The 17,093-nt window shown below is 54.4% G+C and carries 11 protein-coding genes, 1 tRNA gene and 4 pseudogenes; 2 read left to right on the top strand and 14 right to left on the bottom strand.

Going from position 1 to position 17,093, the window contains the following annotated elements:
* Positions 1–574, top strand: a 574-nt coding sequence (locus tag CPT76_RS05230; RefSeq protein ID WP_105442155.1) for an RluA family pseudouridine synthase, incomplete at its 5' end; no start/stop codon positions are given.
* 187 nt (positions 575–761) lie between these two features.
* On the opposite strand, the gene CPT76_RS05225 is transcribed toward CPT76_RS05230, so the two are convergent.
* The 10 genes and pseudogenes from CPT76_RS05225 to CPT76_RS05180 all read right to left on the bottom strand — a co-directional run bounded on the left by CPT76_RS05225 (position 762) and on the right by CPT76_RS05180 (position 12,086).
* Positions 762–1,358, bottom strand: a complete 597-nt coding sequence (locus tag CPT76_RS05225; RefSeq protein WP_308737518.1) for a hypothetical protein — start codon at positions 1,356–1,358, stop codon at positions 762–764.
* 196 nt (positions 1,359–1,554) lie between these two features.
* Positions 1,555–2,205, bottom strand: coding sequence for a bacillithiol biosynthesis deacetylase BshB2 (gene bshB2, locus CPT76_RS05220; RefSeq protein WP_105442154.1), 651 nt, complete (start codon positions 2,203–2,205; stop codon positions 1,555–1,557).
* 20 nt (positions 2,206–2,225) lie between these two features.
* Positions 2,226–2,570 (bottom strand): YojF family protein, encoded by a 345-nt coding sequence (locus CPT76_RS05215; protein WP_105442153.1) that lies wholly within the window; start codon positions 2,568–2,570, stop codon positions 2,226–2,228.
* Between the two features lie 200 nt (positions 2,571–2,770).
* Entirely contained in the window at positions 2,771–3,991 is a 1,221-nt protein-coding gene (locus CPT76_RS05210) for an MFS transporter (protein WP_105442152.1), read from the bottom strand.
* Between the two features lie 93 nt (positions 3,992–4,084).
* Entirely contained in the window at positions 4,085–4,489 is a 405-nt protein-coding gene (locus CPT76_RS05205) for a MarR family winged helix-turn-helix transcriptional regulator (RefSeq protein WP_076170968.1), read from the bottom strand.
* Between the two features lie 278 nt (positions 4,490–4,767).
* Complete coding sequence (gene gyrA / locus CPT76_RS05200) at positions 4,768–7,233, bottom strand: DNA gyrase subunit A (protein WP_105442151.1); 2,466 nt, start codon at positions 7,231–7,233, stop codon at positions 4,768–4,770.
* Between the two features lie 11 nt (positions 7,234–7,244).
* Positions 7,245–9,096, bottom strand: a pseudogene (locus CPT76_RS05195) (DNA gyrase/topoisomerase IV subunit B).
* A gap of 80 nt (positions 9,097–9,176) precedes the next feature.
* Positions 9,177–10,166, bottom strand: a complete 990-nt coding sequence (locus CPT76_RS05190) for an ABC transporter permease (protein WP_105442150.1) — start codon at positions 10,164–10,166, stop codon at positions 9,177–9,179.
* Positions 10,159–11,141: pseudogene (locus CPT76_RS05185) on the bottom strand (ABC transporter ATP-binding protein). Before CPT76_RS05185 ends, CPT76_RS05190 begins: the two are co-directional and overlap by 8 nt.
* A 33-nt stretch (positions 11,142–11,174) precedes the next feature.
* Positions 11,175–12,086, bottom strand: coding sequence for a GDSL-type esterase/lipase family protein (locus CPT76_RS05180; RefSeq protein ID WP_308737517.1), 912 nt, complete (start codon positions 12,084–12,086; stop codon positions 11,175–11,177).
* Between the two features lie 129 nt (positions 12,087–12,215).
* Between CPT76_RS05180 and CPT76_RS05175 the strand changes: the two genes are divergently transcribed.
* Positions 12,216–12,288 (top strand) — tRNA-Lys (locus tag CPT76_RS05175).
* A gap of 176 nt (positions 12,289–12,464) precedes the next feature.
* Here the strand turns inward: CPT76_RS05175 and CPT76_RS05170 are convergent.
* The 4 genes and pseudogenes from CPT76_RS05170 to CPT76_RS05155 all read right to left on the bottom strand — a co-directional run.
* Entirely contained in the window at positions 12,465–13,214 is a 750-nt protein-coding gene (locus CPT76_RS05170; RefSeq protein WP_105442149.1) for a CAP domain-containing protein, read from the bottom strand.
* Between the two features lie 257 nt (positions 13,215–13,471).
* Complete coding sequence (gene mglC, locus CPT76_RS05165) at positions 13,472–14,500, bottom strand: galactose/methyl galactoside ABC transporter permease MglC (RefSeq protein WP_089547997.1); 1,029 nt, start codon at positions 14,498–14,500, stop codon at positions 13,472–13,474.
* Positions 14,501–14,523: 23 nt separating this feature from the next.
* A pseudogene (locus CPT76_RS05160) lies at positions 14,524–16,036 on the bottom strand (sugar ABC transporter ATP-binding protein).
* Positions 16,037–16,131: 95 nt separating this feature from the next.
* Positions 16,132–17,093: pseudogene (locus CPT76_RS05155) on the bottom strand (galactose ABC transporter substrate-binding protein); the annotation flags it as partial.

Raw genomic sequence — 17,093 nt, 5'->3', positions numbered from 1 at the left:
TAACAAGCCCGGCAACGTATTTGTCGGCCTGGTGCATCGGCTGGATCGTCCCGTCGGCGGGGCGATGGTGTTTGCCAAGACATCCAAGGCCGCCTCTCGGCTGTCGGAAACGGTACGCTCCCGCAAGTTCCGCAAAGTTTACGCGGCCGTCGTACACGGGAGGCTGCCTGCGCCGACAGGTAGCCTGAAAGACTTCCTGCTCAAGGATGCCAAGACCAATACCGTGTCTGTGGTGAAGCCAGGAACATCCGGCGCGAAGGAAGCGCTGCTGGATTACGAAGTGATCGCAGAGGCGGACCGCTATAGCTTGGTCAAGGTGGAGCTACATACCGGCCGGTCCCATCAGATTCGGGTTCAGATGAGCCATGCCGGCTGTCCGCTCTACGGCGATCAGAAATACGGCAAAGGGCTCAATAAGCCGGGGCAGCAGATCGCCCTGTGGTCTGTCATCGTCGGCGTTCCTCATCCCATCACAAAGGAAGAGATCGTTCTTGCCTCACTTCCGCCTGCAGAGCATCCCTGGAATTTGTGGCCGGAAGCGACCCTGAACGCTTTGACGGACAAGGAATCATAATTCATCCCGCCCGGCGGCTGTAATCGGCCGCAACAGTATAAAAGCCGGAGAGCCCTGCATACGCAGGCTCTCCGGCTTATTATTTTAATAAGAATAAGTTCTGCGGAACTGACAAAAGACGGTTACGATCCAACTTCGGCATTATGCCGGCATCCAACGTCCGTCTCGTTGGCCATTCTTTTTCCCGTCAGTTTCTTGTCAGCACCAGCATTGAGGATGCTCCGCGCTGGAACTCGTAGTCCGACGGCCGTTCCTCGGCTGACCATCCGTTTCCAGCGGCGAACGTCAGCAGCTTCTGCATGTCCTTGTACCTGCGGCTGCTCTGGTCCACCAGCGGAAAAATCCGGATTTCCTCCTTCGTCACCCGCATCAGCTCACCCACCGTCTGCTCATGAAACGCGTAATCCAGCTTGTCGCTGTACATAAACAAAAAATGCGCCGACAGTGTCATGTCAAACTGCCGGTCTGCAAACGGCAGCACCGGCAAAACGGCCGCCACATATCGCTCCAGGACGGTTCGTCCCTTCAAGTCCCCGGGCTTCAAATTAAACATCCGCAAATATTCGTCATAGGTTCTTCCGATGAAGACGATCCGTTCCAGCCGGATGTCCCCCCCATCTCCTTCGGAACGGCTAATCTGATCACGGCTTGGCTCCTCATCGGCCAGCCCTCTGCTTGTCAGCCCTGCTGCGGTACCTTTTTCTGCGGTACGCTCCTTCTCGTCAATCTCTGCTCTTCTCAACTCTTCTCGGCTCATCTCCAGGGCCACAACCTTTCTGCTCACATGTTAATCCTAAACAGGATTTCACAAATTGTATCCGCCGGAGCCCCATGTTGTCAATATCCCCCTTGGCGTCAAGACGCACCTGATGTGCTTTTGCACCAAGGGCCGGCTTACTGCTTCGATAATGCTGCACAAAAAAAGACGGGCGCTGCAGTGATGGCAGCAGCCCGTCCGGCTTGTCTTCGAATCCATGCTATTATTCAAAATGATAAGTCCAGAACCGCTCTTGGCTGAAGCGCTCCAGCACGGCTTTATCCAGTTCCGACTGTCCGCTCGTCTCCCAGCGGAACTGCGACTGATGGGCGCGGATCGAGGCAAACTTCTGCGGCAAATAATCGCGCACATCCACAAGGACATCCGGTTTGCCAAGGATCTTCTCGCACCCGTTGGAGAACGCCAGGCAGTGCACTTTCGGCCGCTCCTTCTTCGGCATCGCCGTCACGGTCCGGATAACCGCGGCTCCGGTCGCGTCATGGTCCGGGTGAACGGCGTAACCCGGGTAGAACGTGATGATCAGCGACGGCTTCACTTCGTCAATCAGCGCGCGCAGGCGGCTGGTGAGCATCTCCTGATCCTCAAACTCCACCGTCTTGTCATGCAGACCCATGAGGCGAAGATCCTGGATGCCGATCGCCCGGCAGGACTCCTCCAGCTCCTTCCGGCGCAGCTCGGGAAGCGTCACGCGGTTCGCCAAGATGGGATTGCCCATGTTGCGGGCCATTTCCCCCAGGGTTAAACAGGCGTACGTCACCTGGGTTCCGGCCTGGATATGCTTAGCCAGCGTCCCCGACGTGCCGAACGACTCATCATCGGGGTGGGGAAACACCACAAGGATATGTTTTTCCATATGTCTAACCTTCTCTCTCGTTAAAATGGTTGGCGGCTCAGCTGAAGCGCCACGACGAGCTTGCCGTCGCTGTCATGTCCGGCCATGATCAGCCGATCCGTTTCCGTCTCATCAAAATGGGTCAAGCCTTGCGCATAAACCCAGCCCTGCTCCATCTTAAGGCCAACCCGGTAAGGGCCGAAACCGGCGATGGAGCCCTGCGAATATCGGACGACGCCGTTATGGATAAACGTCGATGCGGTAAATTTGGATGAATCGTTGTGTGAAGCGTACGCACCCGTTGTCATTTCAAGGTGTATATAAAGGTCCTGGTTTTTCAATGAATCTAGCATCTCCTGGACCATGCCGGGATTGATCAGCTGCATATTCCTTCCCCCATTCTGATAGCGTCTAACTGCAACAATATTTATTATAATTCAAAACAACCGGAAATCACAATCAAACCCGTAGATTTAGTCATCTTGGGCGGAAGAACGAGCGTGGCAAAGTCCAAAAATATGCATGCCGAAAAAGGAAAGAAGCTGCCCGGGACAGCTTCTTCAACACATGACGTATTTATTGCCGTTTAATCGGCCAGTTCCTTGCCTTTGGTTTCCTTACCAAGAAGCAGCACTCCGATTGCACCGATCAGCACAATAACAAAAAACATGCCGAAAATGGTATCGATGCTGATGCCCTTGCCAACCATCACGCCTACGAGAAGCGGGGCAATGACGCCGCCGACCCGGCCGACCGATGTGGCCAGCCCCACGCCGGTGGACCGCACCCGGGTCGGGTACAGCTCCGGCGTATAGGCATACATGCCGCCCCAGGCACCGAGGTTAAAGAAGGACAAGCAGATGCCCGCGGCAATCAGCATGCCTTCTGTATCTGCATAACCGAACCACAGCGCACTCAGCGCCGTCAGCGTCAAATAAGTAACCATAACGAACTTGCGTCCGAACTTCTCGATGAAGTAAGCCGCGGTAAAATAACCGGGCAGCTGGGCAATCGTCATGATCAGCACGTATTCAAAACTTTTGACCAAACTGAAGCCTTTGAGAACCATGACCGACGGCAGCCACAAAAACATGCCGTAATAGGAAAACACGACGGTAAACCACAGAATCCACAGCATCAGCGTGGAGCGGCTGTGCTCTTTAGCCCAAATCGACTTAAATTTGGTCCCGAAGGACAGCTTCGAGACGCTTGCCTGCTGTTCCTTGAAACGCGGCGCATCTTCGATGGATTTGCGTAAATATATGGCATATAGCGCAGGTAAAGCCCCGATGACAAACGCAATCTGCCATCCGTACTTCGGAATAACGAAGTACGATACCAGCGCAGCGACCAGCCATCCTCCCGCCCAGAAGCTCTCCAGCAGGACGACGGCTCTGCCGCGGTCGCGTGCCGGCATCGACTCCGAGACGAGCGTTGAAGCCACTGGCAGCTCGCCGCCAAGACCGATGCCGGTAATAAACCGCAGCAGGCACAGCACGGCAAAGCTTGCGGCCAACGCGGACAAGCCGCTCGCCACCGAAAAAATGAGCAGGGTCCACATCAGGATCGTCTTGCGTCCGAACCGGTCAGCCATATAACCGGCAGCAGCCGCTCCGATGACCATGCCGACGGAGTTCATGCTGGTCAGGACTCCGACCTGCTGCGGTGACAGCTTCCATTCGACCGTTAATGCCGTTACGATAAACGATATGATGCCGACATCCATAGCGTCGAACAACCAGCTGAAGCCGGCGCTAAAGAGCAGCTTTCTTTGCTTGGGGTGCCGCAAAAGCTCTAACTTACTCATCCATGATGACTCCTCTTGAAGAAATAATAGGGATATAAGCATCGTTATCCATACGATGCCCTAAACGGCGCCTTCCAACACGCCTGGCCCGGTTTAGGCCGTGATTTTGCCCAATAGATACACCAGCAGCTGCTGGTTGTGAAGCGAGATTCGGCTCAGCACGCCGGACAGGAACGCATCGCGGATCTGCAGACCGCGGAGCACTTCGTTCTTGCCCTTTTCCGAAATGGACACCCATACGATCCGCCGGTCGTTCAAATCCCGCTCACGCTGGATCAGCCCGTTCTTCTCCATACGGTCCAGCAGCATGGTGACCGCGGCAGGGCTTGTCGCCAGCAGCGGGGTCAAGTCCGAAGGCTTCATCCGTTCCTGATCGCTCAGCACTTCAAGCACGGTTAGCTGGGACTCCGTCAGGGCCGGGGCGAGCTCATTTTCCATATGTAATTTGTAATCTTTGCTTAGTTTAGACCACATTTTCGCAAATTCGGAAGTCTGCACTGTATATCCTTCCTTTCGCTCAGTATCTTGTAATCGCCATGATTTACATGATTAAGTTTCGCGCAATTTAAAGCAATTCCTTCTTCACCATGAAAAATTTCTTTGCTTGGTTCGTGAAAACTGTGTAAATTTACAGGAAAAACATCCCCTATAACGCGGCTCCGATGGCCTTCCCGTGCCCATTTAGAACCTTTTCGGGGAGCCACGAAATTTTTAAAAATTTTCGGTTAAAAACAAAGGGCATCCCGCAGCCCGGGATGCCCTTTCAGTTATTGATTTTATGATTTGGACTCCGTCCGGCTCGATTCGGAGCCGGTCACGAGCAAATCGATAATCTCGTCCTTCTTCTCCACATGCACGAGCAGCTTGCCGATCGATTTCCGCTCGGCGAGCGGCGCCTGCTCCGAATTGAAGCTGAAGCTTTGACCGGCCTGTGTCATGGCCGTGATCTCAAGCGGCTCGCGGCAATAAAACGCTCCCGCGATTCGGGTTCCGTTCGGCTTCACCCGCTTGCCTTCCTTGAACTCGAACGTAGCCAGTCCCTTGCCGCCGCGGCTCTGCGGCAGATAGTCCGCCAGCAGCGTCCGTTTGCCGTAGCCCAGATCCGTTAAGGTGAGGATTTCGCCCTCGTCCTCTTCTACCCACAGGGCGGATACGACCTCATCGCCTTCCTTGAGCTGAATTCCGCGCACCCCGGCGGATACGCGGCCCATCGCATTAACCTCCTGCTCCTTGAAGCGGATGCTCATGCCGTCCCTGCTGACCAGCAAAATGTCTTTGTCGTTATTGCTCATCGTTACCGAAAGGACCGCATCGTCGCTGCCGACCTTGCAAGCGGCAACCGCGCTGGAGCGGTTTGTCATGTATTCTTTCAGCTCCGTCCGCTTCACTTGGCCCTTACGGGTCACGAAGACGAGCGATTTATCGGGCTGGTCAAAATTGTTGACAGGGATGGCCCCGACGATCTCATCTTCCTTCGCCAGGTTGATGACGTTGACGATCGCCGTTCCCGGGTCCTTCCACTTGAACTCCGGCACCTGATGCACCGGCAGTAGGAAGAATTGGCCACGCTGCGTAAAGATCAGCAGATTATCCAGCGTGTTGACCTCCAGCACCCTGTTGACATAATCGCCTTCCTTCACCCCGGAGCTGTCCAGCTCCCCGCCGGAACGCGTAAACGACAGCATGCTCGTCCGCTTGATGTATCCATCGTTGGACAGAGTTACGAGCACATCCTCCGAGCTGACCATGACTTCCAGGTTGACCTTGATTTCCTCAACCTCGCCCTGGATCGAAGAGCGCCGGTCCACGCCGTACTTGTCGCGGATTTCGAGCAGCTCCTTGCGGATCAGCGCGATCAGCTTCTTGTCGCTCTCCAGAATCGCCTGGTACTGGGCGATCTTCTTATGCAGCTCGTCCAGCTCCTTCTGCAGTGTCGTGATCTCCAGGTTGGTCAGACGGTACAACTGCAGGGTCAGAATCGCATCGGCCTGACGCTCCGTAAACCCGAACATCCATTGCAGGTTGTTCTGCGCATCCTGGCGGTTGCTGGAAGCCTTGATGGCCGCGATGACTTCGTCCAGAATGTTCAGCGCCTTGACAAGACCTTCGAGCACATGGGCTCTCGCCTCCGCCTTCTCGAGGTCAAACTGCGTCCGGTAGGTCACGACCTCGCGCTGATGCTCGATGTAGGCTTGCAGCATCGCTTTCAGTCCAAGCTGCTGCGGCGCCTTGTTGACGATGGAAACCATGTTGAAGTTGTACGTCACCTGCAAATCGGTCTTCTTAAGCAGATACGCCAGAATGCCCTGGGCATCCGCTTCCTTCTTGATTTCGACAACGATGCGCAATCCTTCGCGGCCGCTTTCGTCACGAACCTCCGAAATTCCCTCGATTTTTTTCTCGAGTCGAATATTCTCCATTTGTGTCACCAGTCGCGATTTGACGACCTGGTACGGAATTTCGGTAATGACGATTTGCTGCTTGCCGCCGCGCAGAAACTCAATGTCCGCTTTAGACCGGAGATAAATCCGTCCCTTGCCCGTCTGGTACGCTTCCTTGATGCCGTCTCCGCCCATGATCAGGCCGCCCGTCGGAAAATCGGGACCTTTGATAAAGGTCATAATCTCGTCCAGCTCGATTTCCGGCTTCTGCATGACGGCGATGCATGCGTCGATCACCTCGCGCAGGTTGTGCGGCGGAATCTCGGTTGCAAAACCCGCGGAAATGCCGCTGACCCCGTTGACCAGCAGATTCGGATACCTGGAGGGAAGAACGACCGGCTCCTTGGCGGTATTATCAAAGTTGTCCTTGAACTGCACGGTGCGCTTCTCAATATCCCGCAGCAGCTCCATGGCGATCGGCGACAGGCGGGCTTCCGTGTACCGCATCGCTGCGGCCGGGTCATCGTCAATCGAACCCCAGTTGCCGTGACCGTCCACCAGCACATGCCCCATCTTCCAAGGCTGGGCCATCCGGACCATGCCGTCATAGATGGACGCATCCCCGTGGGGATGATAGTTGCCCATGACGTCCCCGACGGTTTTGGCGGATTTGCGGTAAGGTTTATCCGGTGTGTTGCCCGAATCGTACATCGCGTACAGAATCCGGCGCTGAACAGGCTTCAGGCCGTCCCGCACGTCGGGAATGGCCCGGTCCTGAATAATATATTTGGAGTACCGGCCAAAGCGGTCGCCGACGACCTCCTCCAGAAAGGCCGGCAAAAATTGTTCCGATAAGCTCATCCATTCACCTTCTATTCCTCGAACTCTCTAAAGTCCACGTTTTCCACGATCCAGCGCTTGCGCGGATCAATCTTGTCGCCCATCAGCGTGGAGACGCGCCGTTCGGCCTTGGCGGCATCCTCGATCTGCACCTGCAGCAGCGTTCTGGTGTCCGGGTTCATCGTCGTTTCCCACAGCTGTTCGGGGTTCATCTCGCCCAGTCCCTTGTAACGCTGAAGCTCGTAGTTTTTATAACGGATCGTCTCCAGCTTGCCGGACTTCCGCGTAATTTTGTACAGCGGAGGCTGAGCGATATACACTCTTCCGGCATCGATCAGCGGCTTCATGTAACGGTAGAAAAAGGTCAGCAGCAGCACTTGAATGTGCGCACCGTCCGTGTCTGCGTCGGTCATAATAATAATTTTGGAGTAATTGCTGTCTTCGATTTCAAACTCGTTGCCGATGCCGGCCCCGATGGCGGAAATGATCATCCGGTATTCTTCGTTCTTCATAATGTCGGCGAGCTTCGCCTTCTCCGGATTCATCGGCTTCCCCTTCAGCGGAAGGATTGCCTGAATTTTGGAATCCCGGCCCTGCTTGGCCGATCCGCCAGCAGAGTTCCCTTCCACGACAAACAGCTCCGTACGGGTAAAATCCTTCGACTGCGCCGGCGACAGCTTGCCGCCCAGATTCGAGCTCTCGCTGCGCTTCTTGCCGCTGCGCATATCGTCGCGCGCTTTCCGCGCGGCTTCCCTCGCTTTGGAGGCCTGGATCGCCTTTTTGATCAGCGTCTGGGCCACCTGCGGATTTTCCTCAAGGAAAATCTGCATTTTCTCCGACACGACCGCATCGACGGTGCTCCGCGCGGAAGCGCTGCCCAGCTGGTCCTTGGTCTGGCCCACGAATTCGACCTCGGCCATCTTAACGCTGATGACCGCCATCATGCCTTCGCGCAGATCGTTCCCCTCAAGGTTTTTGTCCTTTTCTTTCAGCAGGTGATTTTTGCGGGCATAATCGTTCATCACGCGTGTGTAGGCCGTTTTAAAGCCTGTTTCATGCGTACCGCCGCCGCGAGTCGGAATCGAGTTGACGAAGGAGGCGATCGTTTCGGTATATCCTGCGTTATGAAATTCGACGAACTGGCTGGCGCCGCCTTCATGAAAAACTCGTCCTGGCGGTCCGCACGCTCGCCTTCAGGACGATCCGCAGCCCGGAGTTCAAGAATGCAATTTCCTGAAGCCGTTCGGCGAGGGTATCGTAAGTTACGTTGATACCGCCCTGAAACACACGCGCGTCAGGCTTAAACGTCACCTTGGTGCCGGTCTTGTTCGTATTGCCCAGCACTTCCAGGCCGGTCACCGGCTCGCCGACGTGCTCCTTGCCTTTCTTGTCCTGCCAATATTCAAAACGCATCCGGTGGATCTTGCCTTCCCGGTAAATTTCCACCTCAAGCCATTCCGACAGCGCGTTGGTCACCGAAGCGCCTACGCCGTGCAAACCGCCGGACTTCTTATAACCCGATCCGCCAAATTTGCCGCCGGCATGCAGGATCGTATAAACGACCTGCGGCGTAGGGATACCCGTCTTGTGCATTCCTGTCGGTATCCCCCGCCCGTTGTCCAGAACGGTGATAGATCCGTCTTTGTGTACCGTAATTTCGATTCTCGTGCAGTATTTGGCTAAATGCTCGTCTACAGCATTATCAACAATTTCCCATACCAGATGATGAAGTCCGGATGAGCTGGTGCTGCCAATATACATACCTGGCCGTTTGCGAACCGCAACCAGGCCTTCGAGCACTTGAATGTCGTCAGCATCGTATCCGGTTTGGCCGTTCGGGCCGCCCTTTGATGACTCTGCAAACATATCGATCTGCTCGACCATTCATGCTCCCCCTTTGTGTATCTTTATGTAGGATGAATTTCATCCAAAATGCAAACAGATGTTTGTTATCCTTGTCCATTTTAATTCAAGATATCCCTTTTCGTAAAGACAAGGAAAGAGATTGCAATCGCAGCAGCCCCCCAAACCGTCAGCACGATGAGTGAAAACGTCAAGCTCATGCCCTCGATCGGCGCCGGCGTGCCCGACAGGTAATTGGTCAGCTGCAGGTTGACCATAAATAAATATTTGGCGCTGTTCCATGCGGACGCCATGTTCGTCAATATTGAGCCGGCAATCAGAGCCGCCATCATGACGACGATACTGGCGGCGGTGCTGCGGACAAGCACGGACACCATAAATGCGAGCACCCCGACGACAAGGCTGACGAACCAGGCAAGACCCGCCTGCATCAGCAGGTATTCCCACTGTGGAACGGCATGAACGGCGGACATATCCACCTCCGAGCCGCGGATAAGAAAGCCGGTGAATACCGGAATCGTAAAGCCTTTGTAGCCAAATACCGCGCCCGAAATCAAATAAGTGATGATGACCGTCGCCACGACGATTAACGAATTGTACATGACCAGCGCGATCAATTTACTGAGCAGCACCTTCCACCTTTTAACCGGCCGGGTCAGCAGCATTTTGATCGTGCCCGATGTCCTCTCGCCCGATACGATATCCGAGGCGATCGCCATTACCAACAGAGGTATGAACAAGGAAATGGAGTTGTCCAGAAACTCGCGGGTAAAGGTGACGCCGTTCGGCTCGTTCGGGTTCACGTCATGGTCCAGATAATACTGCAGCTGCTGGATAAAAATTTTCCGGAACTTTTTCCATTCGTCCGGAACGCGGTCGCTGCTGAGTGAATTTTCATTATCGGTGATCTGCTGCTGAACTTCAAGCCGCCAATCGCCGTGAAACTTATCGCGTGTCCGTTCGGCCGAGCGCATCTGGGCGTAGGTGAACATGGGCACCAGGACGACAAGGATCAGCAATACGACATAAAACCGTTTCTTTTTGATGATTTTGATCGTTTCGTTTTTGACCAGCGGAAGCAGGTTAATCAATGCTCTCACCTTCCGTCATTTTGAGGAACAGCTGTTCCAGAGTCGGATTAATTTTATGCACGCCCTTGACTTCAATCCCTGCTGAAACGAGCTGTCTGACGATGGAGGCGACATGCTGTTCGTCCATCCGGGTCACGATCGCTTCCTGCCCCATACCGGCGATGATGGCGTCATCGAGCACCTCTTCGGCGTCCGTAATTACCTCTACGCCTGCCTGCCGGCTGAGTAAGGACCTGCCTTCTCCTACGGAAGAGAGATCCCATATGATATATTGGGCATTTTCCGATACCAGCTCTTCAACAGGACCCACGGCCAGTACGCGCCCCTTGCTGATGATGGCCACCCGGTCGCACAGCAGCTGGATTTCACTCAGCAGGTGGCTGGACACAAATACGGCGAGCCCTTCATCGGCCAGCTGGCGGATAAACTGTCTCAGCTCCTTGATCCTTTCGGATCGAGCCCGTTGGTCGGCTCATCCAGAATCAGCAGCTTGGGCCGTCCCAGAAGGGCTTGGGCGATTCCAAGCCGCTGCCTCATCCCGAGCGAATACGTGCTGACCTTGTCATGAATGCGCTGGTCGAGCCTGACGATGTCAACCACTTCCTGGATACGCTGACGGTCTATTCCGCGCTGCATCCGGGCAAAATGCTCGAGGTTCTCCCATCCTGTCAAATAAGTATACGCCTCCGGGTTTTCGACGATCGAGCCTACAAACCGGAGCGCCTGCTCCTGATTCTTGTTCACGTCGTATCCGCACACCCGGATGGTACCGCTGGTCGGCTTGATCAAATCCACCAGCATGCGGATGGTCGTCGTTTTGCCAGCCCCGTTCGGGCCCAGAAAGCCGAACACTTCGCCCTCCCGAACGTCGAAGGTGACATCGTGAATGATCCACTTCCGTCCGATCTTCTTCTTCACATGCTCAACCGACAGAACGACGTCATCCTGAGATTTCAAGATGCTTCCTTCAGACATATGCGCGCCTGACGCCCCTTTCCCGCTTCTTTCTCACAACATTCCCTGTACAATTCGCTCGGCAATCCGCTCATATCCTTGATCGTTCGGATGGAAATGGTCCGTCGACAAATACTTGTTCAAATGGTGCTGAAAAAGGTCGAACGTCGGAACAAGCGTCATGTTGTCATATTTATTGATGACCGTGAGCGCAGCACTGTTCCACTCCGAAACGGCTTGATTACCGGCCACTTTAAGATCCTTCACGTCTCCAAACGGATTATAGAGCCCGACGTAAATGATGAGCGCACCCGGGTTGATCTTCCGGGTTTGCTCCAAAATTTGCTGCAGCTGTTTCTTCGCCTGGGGCAGCGCTTCCAGCAGCTCATCAGGGTCCAGATCCGCAGCCTCTCCGCCGTTGGACGCGGTACCGGTCTGGCTTCCTGACAGCAGATCCGCCCCCTGGAACAAATCATTGCCCCCGATGGACAACAGGATGATGTCCGCCTCGCCAAGCACGTACCGGGTCCCTTGTTCCTTCAGCTTCGGAAGCAGTCCGGATGTGGTCAGCCCGTTAATGCCAAGATTGTTCAGCAGGGTCACCTTCTTGCCCGTAGCCTCTGCAAGCTTGGTCACACTTCGCCGCGCGAAGCCGCTCCCGGTGCTGTCGCCGGTTCCTTTGGCCAAGGAATCTCCGATGACCGCAGCCTTCAGCTCTTTTTTCTGTTCAATATTGCCCGTTGCCGTTCCTTCAGGTTTGGCGGAAGGAGCCGACAGGTTTAGCTTGCTGCCTTGGGGATGGTTGATATCCTGTACCGCATAGGCGAAGCCGGCGATGAGGAGGAGCGTTGCCGCTACGGACAGAATGCCGATAATCCGCCAAATCCACTTCGATGAACTCAAGACATAATCCCTCCACAGATCGATCTGAACGGTCGTTTCCGTAAACGTTATGTACATAAACATAAAACTTCTCCCGGCAATTTGCAAATCATGCCATATTCCCGGTTTTAGCATCAGCCTTTTTTGTCGATTTTGTGAACATAGTGGATATTCGGGAGAAACGGAGTTATAATATTCTCTGTTAGACGACGCGGGTTATTAGCTTAGCTGGTAGAGCAGCCGACTCTTAATCGGCAGGTCGCAGGTTCGACCCCTGCATAACCCATCAAAGCAGAATTCGTATGCTGAAGCATGCGGGTTCTGCTTTTTTCAATTCGTATGCAATCATCGGACTCACCGGCCAAACATATCCCGAGGGATTGACCGAGCTTTTTTTAAATTTAAAGGGCACCCCTGCCGAACGGCCATGGGGCACCCTTTTTGTTTAAATGATATGAATGATTAGTTCGCAATAAACTCTTGAACCCAGACCCCATTATAGTAGGCCACGCCGATCGTGGTGTAATGGCTGTTCAAAATGTTCGCGCGGTGGCCTTCGCTGTTCATCCACGCATTCATGACGTCAGCCGGATCCTTTTGGCCTTTGGCGATGTTCTCGCCAGCATAGCTGTAAGAAATGCCGTACTTCTTCATCATGTCAAACGGAGATCCGTACGTTGGAGAATTGTGGTCAAAGTAATTGTTGCTGTACATGTCTTTCGCTTTGTCCATCGCCATGCCGGACAGCTTCGTATTTTCCTTCAGTGCACCGAGGCCGGCTTTCGCACGTTCCTGGTTAACCAGCTTGATAACTTGAGCGGCATAGCCGGACTTGTCCGCCGTGTTGCTTCCGCTGTTGTTGGACGGAGTCGAAGGCGTCGTAGTCGTTGGCGTGGACGGCTTGCTCGTCTGTGGAGCCGAAGGCTTGCTTGTTTGCGGCGTAGAAGGTTTGGTCGTCGTTGGCTTGTCCGTTCCATTTGTCGGTACGTTTACTTGCCCATTGGAAGGCAGCTCGTATACGAAGTTCCAATTATAAGAACCGCCGTTATTTTGAAGCAGCTGCTCCAGGTAAGCCTGCAGGCTGCCGAGATCTTGTTTTTGAGGAGCGGAGGTGGCAGAAGCGGCTGATGCAGATCCGGACCCGATCAGTCCTGCAGCCAGTACGGCAGCGAAAGCTCCTCCGGCGATGGTCTTCATCATTTTGTTTTTCATCTTGCAAACATCTCCTTTTCGCAGTGAAATATCGTAAGTTGATTTCGTTTACACAGGTTACAAAGTTGTAAACAATCTACCCTCACATTGTAACATGTTTGTTTCTTCTGGCTACGCCTCAAATAATGGTAATCCGTCATACATCAACCATCCGTCCTTCTTTCAGCCGAATTACTCCAGCTCCAGCACAAATAAGCCGCAGCATGAAATGCCGCAGCTTGTTTGCATGACGAGAAGATCGATTCCTTTATGGCCTATTACTTTTTGGCAGCATACTTCCGCATGTCGAAAGCGACGGCCGCTACGATGATCAATCCCTTAATGATGAGCTGCCAGTAAGGGCTGATGCCGATAAAGGTCAAGCCATAGTTGATGATCGTAAAGATCAGCACGCCCACCATGACGCCGGGCACCGTGCCGATGCCGCCGGTGGTAGACACCCCGCCGACGACGCAGGCCGCAATGGCGTCCAGCTCGTACATATTCCCGTAGTTGTTCGTTGCGCCGCCGGTTCTGGAGGCTTCGAGCACTCCCGCCAGCCCGTAGAGGGCGCCTGCGATGGCATAGATATAAATCAGGTACTTGGCGACGTTGATGCCCGATACTTTGGCCGCCTGGATGTTGCCGCCGATCGCGTACATGTATTTTCCAAGCTTCGTTTTCGTAAAAATGACCCAGACGATGAACGCCACGAAAATGGCGATCAGCACGATATAAGGCACGGAATACTGCCCTTCGCCGATATATCCTGTACCGATCGCGGTGAAATCTTTGCGCAGCCCCCCGATCGGCTGGGAGTTATTCGGCTCCATATCAAAATACAGCGAGTTCAGGCCATACACTGCAACCATCGTACCTAGCGTTGCGATAAACGGCGGAACGTTCAGCTTCGAGACGACCAGCCCGTTAACCAATCCGCACAGCAGGCCGACGATAATGGCCAGGACAATGGGCAGCCATACTTGAAGATGCGGCAGATTCGGAAAAAAACGCGCAGCATAGTCCGAGCTCTGCAGCATGGATGCCGAGATAACCGCGGTCAGGCCGACGATTCGGCCAGCCGACAAGTCGGTTCCGGCCGTGATCAAAATGAACGCAACGCCAAGCGCGATGATGGCGCGGGTCGATGACTGGATAAGAATGTCACGCAGCGAGTTTACGGACAGAAAAGAAGGATTGTAGATCGTAATCCCGATGACCAGCAGCACCAGCACGATGTAAATCGCATACTGCGAGGCAAATCCCTGAAATCTCCTGCCTGTGTTGATTTTATTGGTGTTCAGCATGTTAGTTCCTCCTTCGGCTTTCCCTAATGCTGGGCGGCCAGACGCATGATTTCTTCTTCTGTGGCGCTGCTTCCGTCCACGATGCCGGTCAGCCGTCCTTCAGACATCACCATAATCCGGTCCGACATACCGAGCAGCTCCGGCATTTCGGAGGAGATCATGATGATGCTTTTCCCCTGTTTCGCCAGGTCTTTGATGATCGTATAGATTTCAAACTTCGCCCCGACGTCGATCCCCCTTGTCGGCTCATCCAGCAGCAGAATTTCGGGTTCGGTCAAAAGCCATCTGGCCAGCAGCACCTTCTGCTGGTTGCCGCCGGACAAGTTCATGATCAGCGCCCGGGTGGTCGGCGTTTTGGTGCGCAGCTTCTCCACCATTTGATCGGCTTCCTGCTTTTTGCGTTTGCCGTCCAGCAGGAACAACGCTTTGCGGTATCTGCCCAAATTGGCGATTGCCGCGTTTTCGTGCACAGGCAGAACGGAGAAGATGCCGGTGACCCGCCGTTCTTCCGTCAGCAGTGCCATACCGAGCTTCTTCGCATCCTCCGGCGACTTGATTTTGACCGGGCTGCCGTTCAGGAAAATGGAACCCGTGGCGATGTCCCTCAGCCCGAACAGCGCTTCAATCAGCTCGGTGCGCTGGGCGCCGACCAAGCCCCCGATGCCGAGAATTTCCCCTTTGCGCAGCTCAAAGGAAATGTCTTTAAACGATTTCGGGATGGGCGAAGTCACGCCATCAACCTTCAATATCACTTCGCCAGGCACATTCTCTTTCTCCGGAAACCGGTGTGTCAGGTCCCGTCCGACCATCTTCGCGATAATCATCTCTGTGGTCAGCTCGCTGGCCGGCCACGTGCCGATTTTGCTGCCGTCGCGCATAATCGTGACATCGTCGGAAATTTGCAAAATTTCCTCCATTTTGTGCGAGATGTAGATGATGGCCACCCCGCGTTTCTTCAGGTCGCGGATGATGCGGAATAAATGCTCGACTTCCACACCGGTCAAGGATGACGTCGGTTCGTCCATGATGATGACCCGCGCATGAAAGGATACTGCCTTGGCGATTTCGATGGACTGGATTTTGGAGACCGACAGCTTGCCGACCATCACGTCCGGCTCAATATCAATGTCCAGCTGCTTGAACAGCTCCTTCGTGTCCCGGTACTATTTTTTTATGGTCGATAAACCGGATGAATCCCACGCCCTTTGTCGGAAAACGCCCAAGCCAAATATTTTCCATCACATTGCGAAAAGGCACCGGGTGCAGCTCCTGATGAATCATCGAAATCCCCAGGTTCAGCGCATCCTTGGAATTGTTAATCTGGACCTTATTGCCGTCCAGCAGAATATCGCCCGCGTCCGGCGAATAAATGCCGTACAGGCATTTCATTAAAGTGGACTTGCCGGCACCGTTCTCCCCCATCAGGGCATGAACCGTACCGGGCCTTACCTGCAGCGTAACCCCGTCCAGCGCCTTAACGCCGGGAAACTCTTTGCTGATCCGGTTCATTTCCAGTAAAAATTCACGCTCAGCCATAACTTCCGCTCCCTGCCCTCATCCAGAGGAAAGGACGGACCGCGCTTCTCGTCCGCCCTTTCCGGGGATGGTTAGTTTAAGTCCAGCCTGTCGGCTTACTTCGCATCGTCGATGTTGTCTTTGGTAATTTTTTTGTAAGGAATCCACACATATTGATTATCCGTGATGTCGAACCCGACATTCTCCTTGGTCGGCGTTTCGCCCTTGGCCAGCAGCGTGGCCAGCGTCACGGAAGCTTTGCCCTGGTTATTCGCATCGTTCAGCACCGTGCCGAGCAGCGTGCCGTCCTGCAGTGCTTGAAGCGCCGGCGCCGTGGCGTCCACGCCGACAACCGGCATCGTTTTTCCGCCCGTGAAGTAGCCTGCCGCTTTCAGCGCTTCGATCGCGCCAAGCGCCATGTCGTCGTTGTTCGCGAGAACGGCTTCGATTTTATCGCCATGCGAGCCGAGGAAAGCGGCCATCTTCTCCTGCCCTTTCACGCGGTCCCACATCGCTGTGTCTTCCGCCAGTTTTTCGACCTTGATGCCTGCGTCTTCGATCGCCTGGATCGAGTACTTGGTGCGCAGCTCCGCATCCTGGTGTCCGGGTTCTCCTTTGAGCATGACGTACTGCAGTACACCGTCCTTGTTTTTATCCGCTTCCGGATGGGCCTTCCAATAGTCCGCGATCAGTTCCCCGGACATCGTGCCGGATTCTTCCGCTTTGGCGCCGACGTAATACACTTTGTCCCATTTCTTCATGTCTTCGGGCAGCGGCTCACGGTTCAGGAAGACGACCGGGATGCTGGCCGTTTTGGCCTTGTCGATAATCACGCCGGCCGCCGTGCGGTCCACCGGGTTGATCAGCAGCGCATTGGCTTTTTGGTGATGAACAGATCGACCTTGTCGTTTTGGGTCGGCTGGGAGTTCTGGCTATCCACAATATCCACCTTTGCCTTGCCTTCCGCATTGGTTTTGATAGCATTGCGTACACCCGTCATGAACGTATCGTCGAATTTATAAATGGCTACCCCGATGGACGGCTCCTTGCCGCTGTCCGCGCTGCCGCCCGAAGCCCC

The organism is Paenibacillus sp. AR247 (assembly GCF_002968895.1).
Lineage (GTDB): Bacteria > Bacillota > Bacilli > Paenibacillales > Paenibacillaceae > Paenibacillus_AQ > Paenibacillus_AQ favisporus.
The sequence above is the reverse complement of the archived record's forward strand: the minus strand, read 5'-3'. Positions and strand labels throughout refer to the sequence as shown.

Bases quoted from the DNA above. Each gene is read 5' to 3' on its own strand.
- mglC (WP_089547997.1), bottom strand. From the start codon at position 14,500: ATGCTGAACACCAATAAAATCAACACAGGCAGGAGATTTCAGGGATTT.
- CPT76_RS05215 (WP_105442153.1), bottom strand. From the start codon at position 2,570: ATGCAGCTGATCAATCCCGGCATGGTCCAGGAGATGCTAGATTCATTG.
- gyrA (WP_105442151.1), bottom strand. From the start codon at position 7,233: ATGAGCTTATCGGAACAATTTTTGCCGGCCTTTCTGGAGGAGGTCGTC.
- bshB2 (WP_105442154.1), bottom strand. From the start codon at position 2,205: ATGGAAAAACATATCCTTGTGGTGTTTCCCCACCCCGATGATGAGTCG.
- CPT76_RS05170 (WP_105442149.1), bottom strand. From the start codon at position 13,214: ATGAAAAACAAAATGATGAAGACCATCGCCGGAGGAGCTTTCGCTGCC.
- CPT76_RS05210 (WP_105442152.1), bottom strand. From the start codon at position 3,991: ATGAGTAAGTTAGAGCTTTTGCGGCACCCCAAGCAAAGAAAGCTGCTC.
- CPT76_RS05180 (WP_308737517.1), bottom strand. From the start codon at position 12,086: ATGTTTATGTACATAACGTTTACGGAAACGACCGTTCAGATCGATCTG.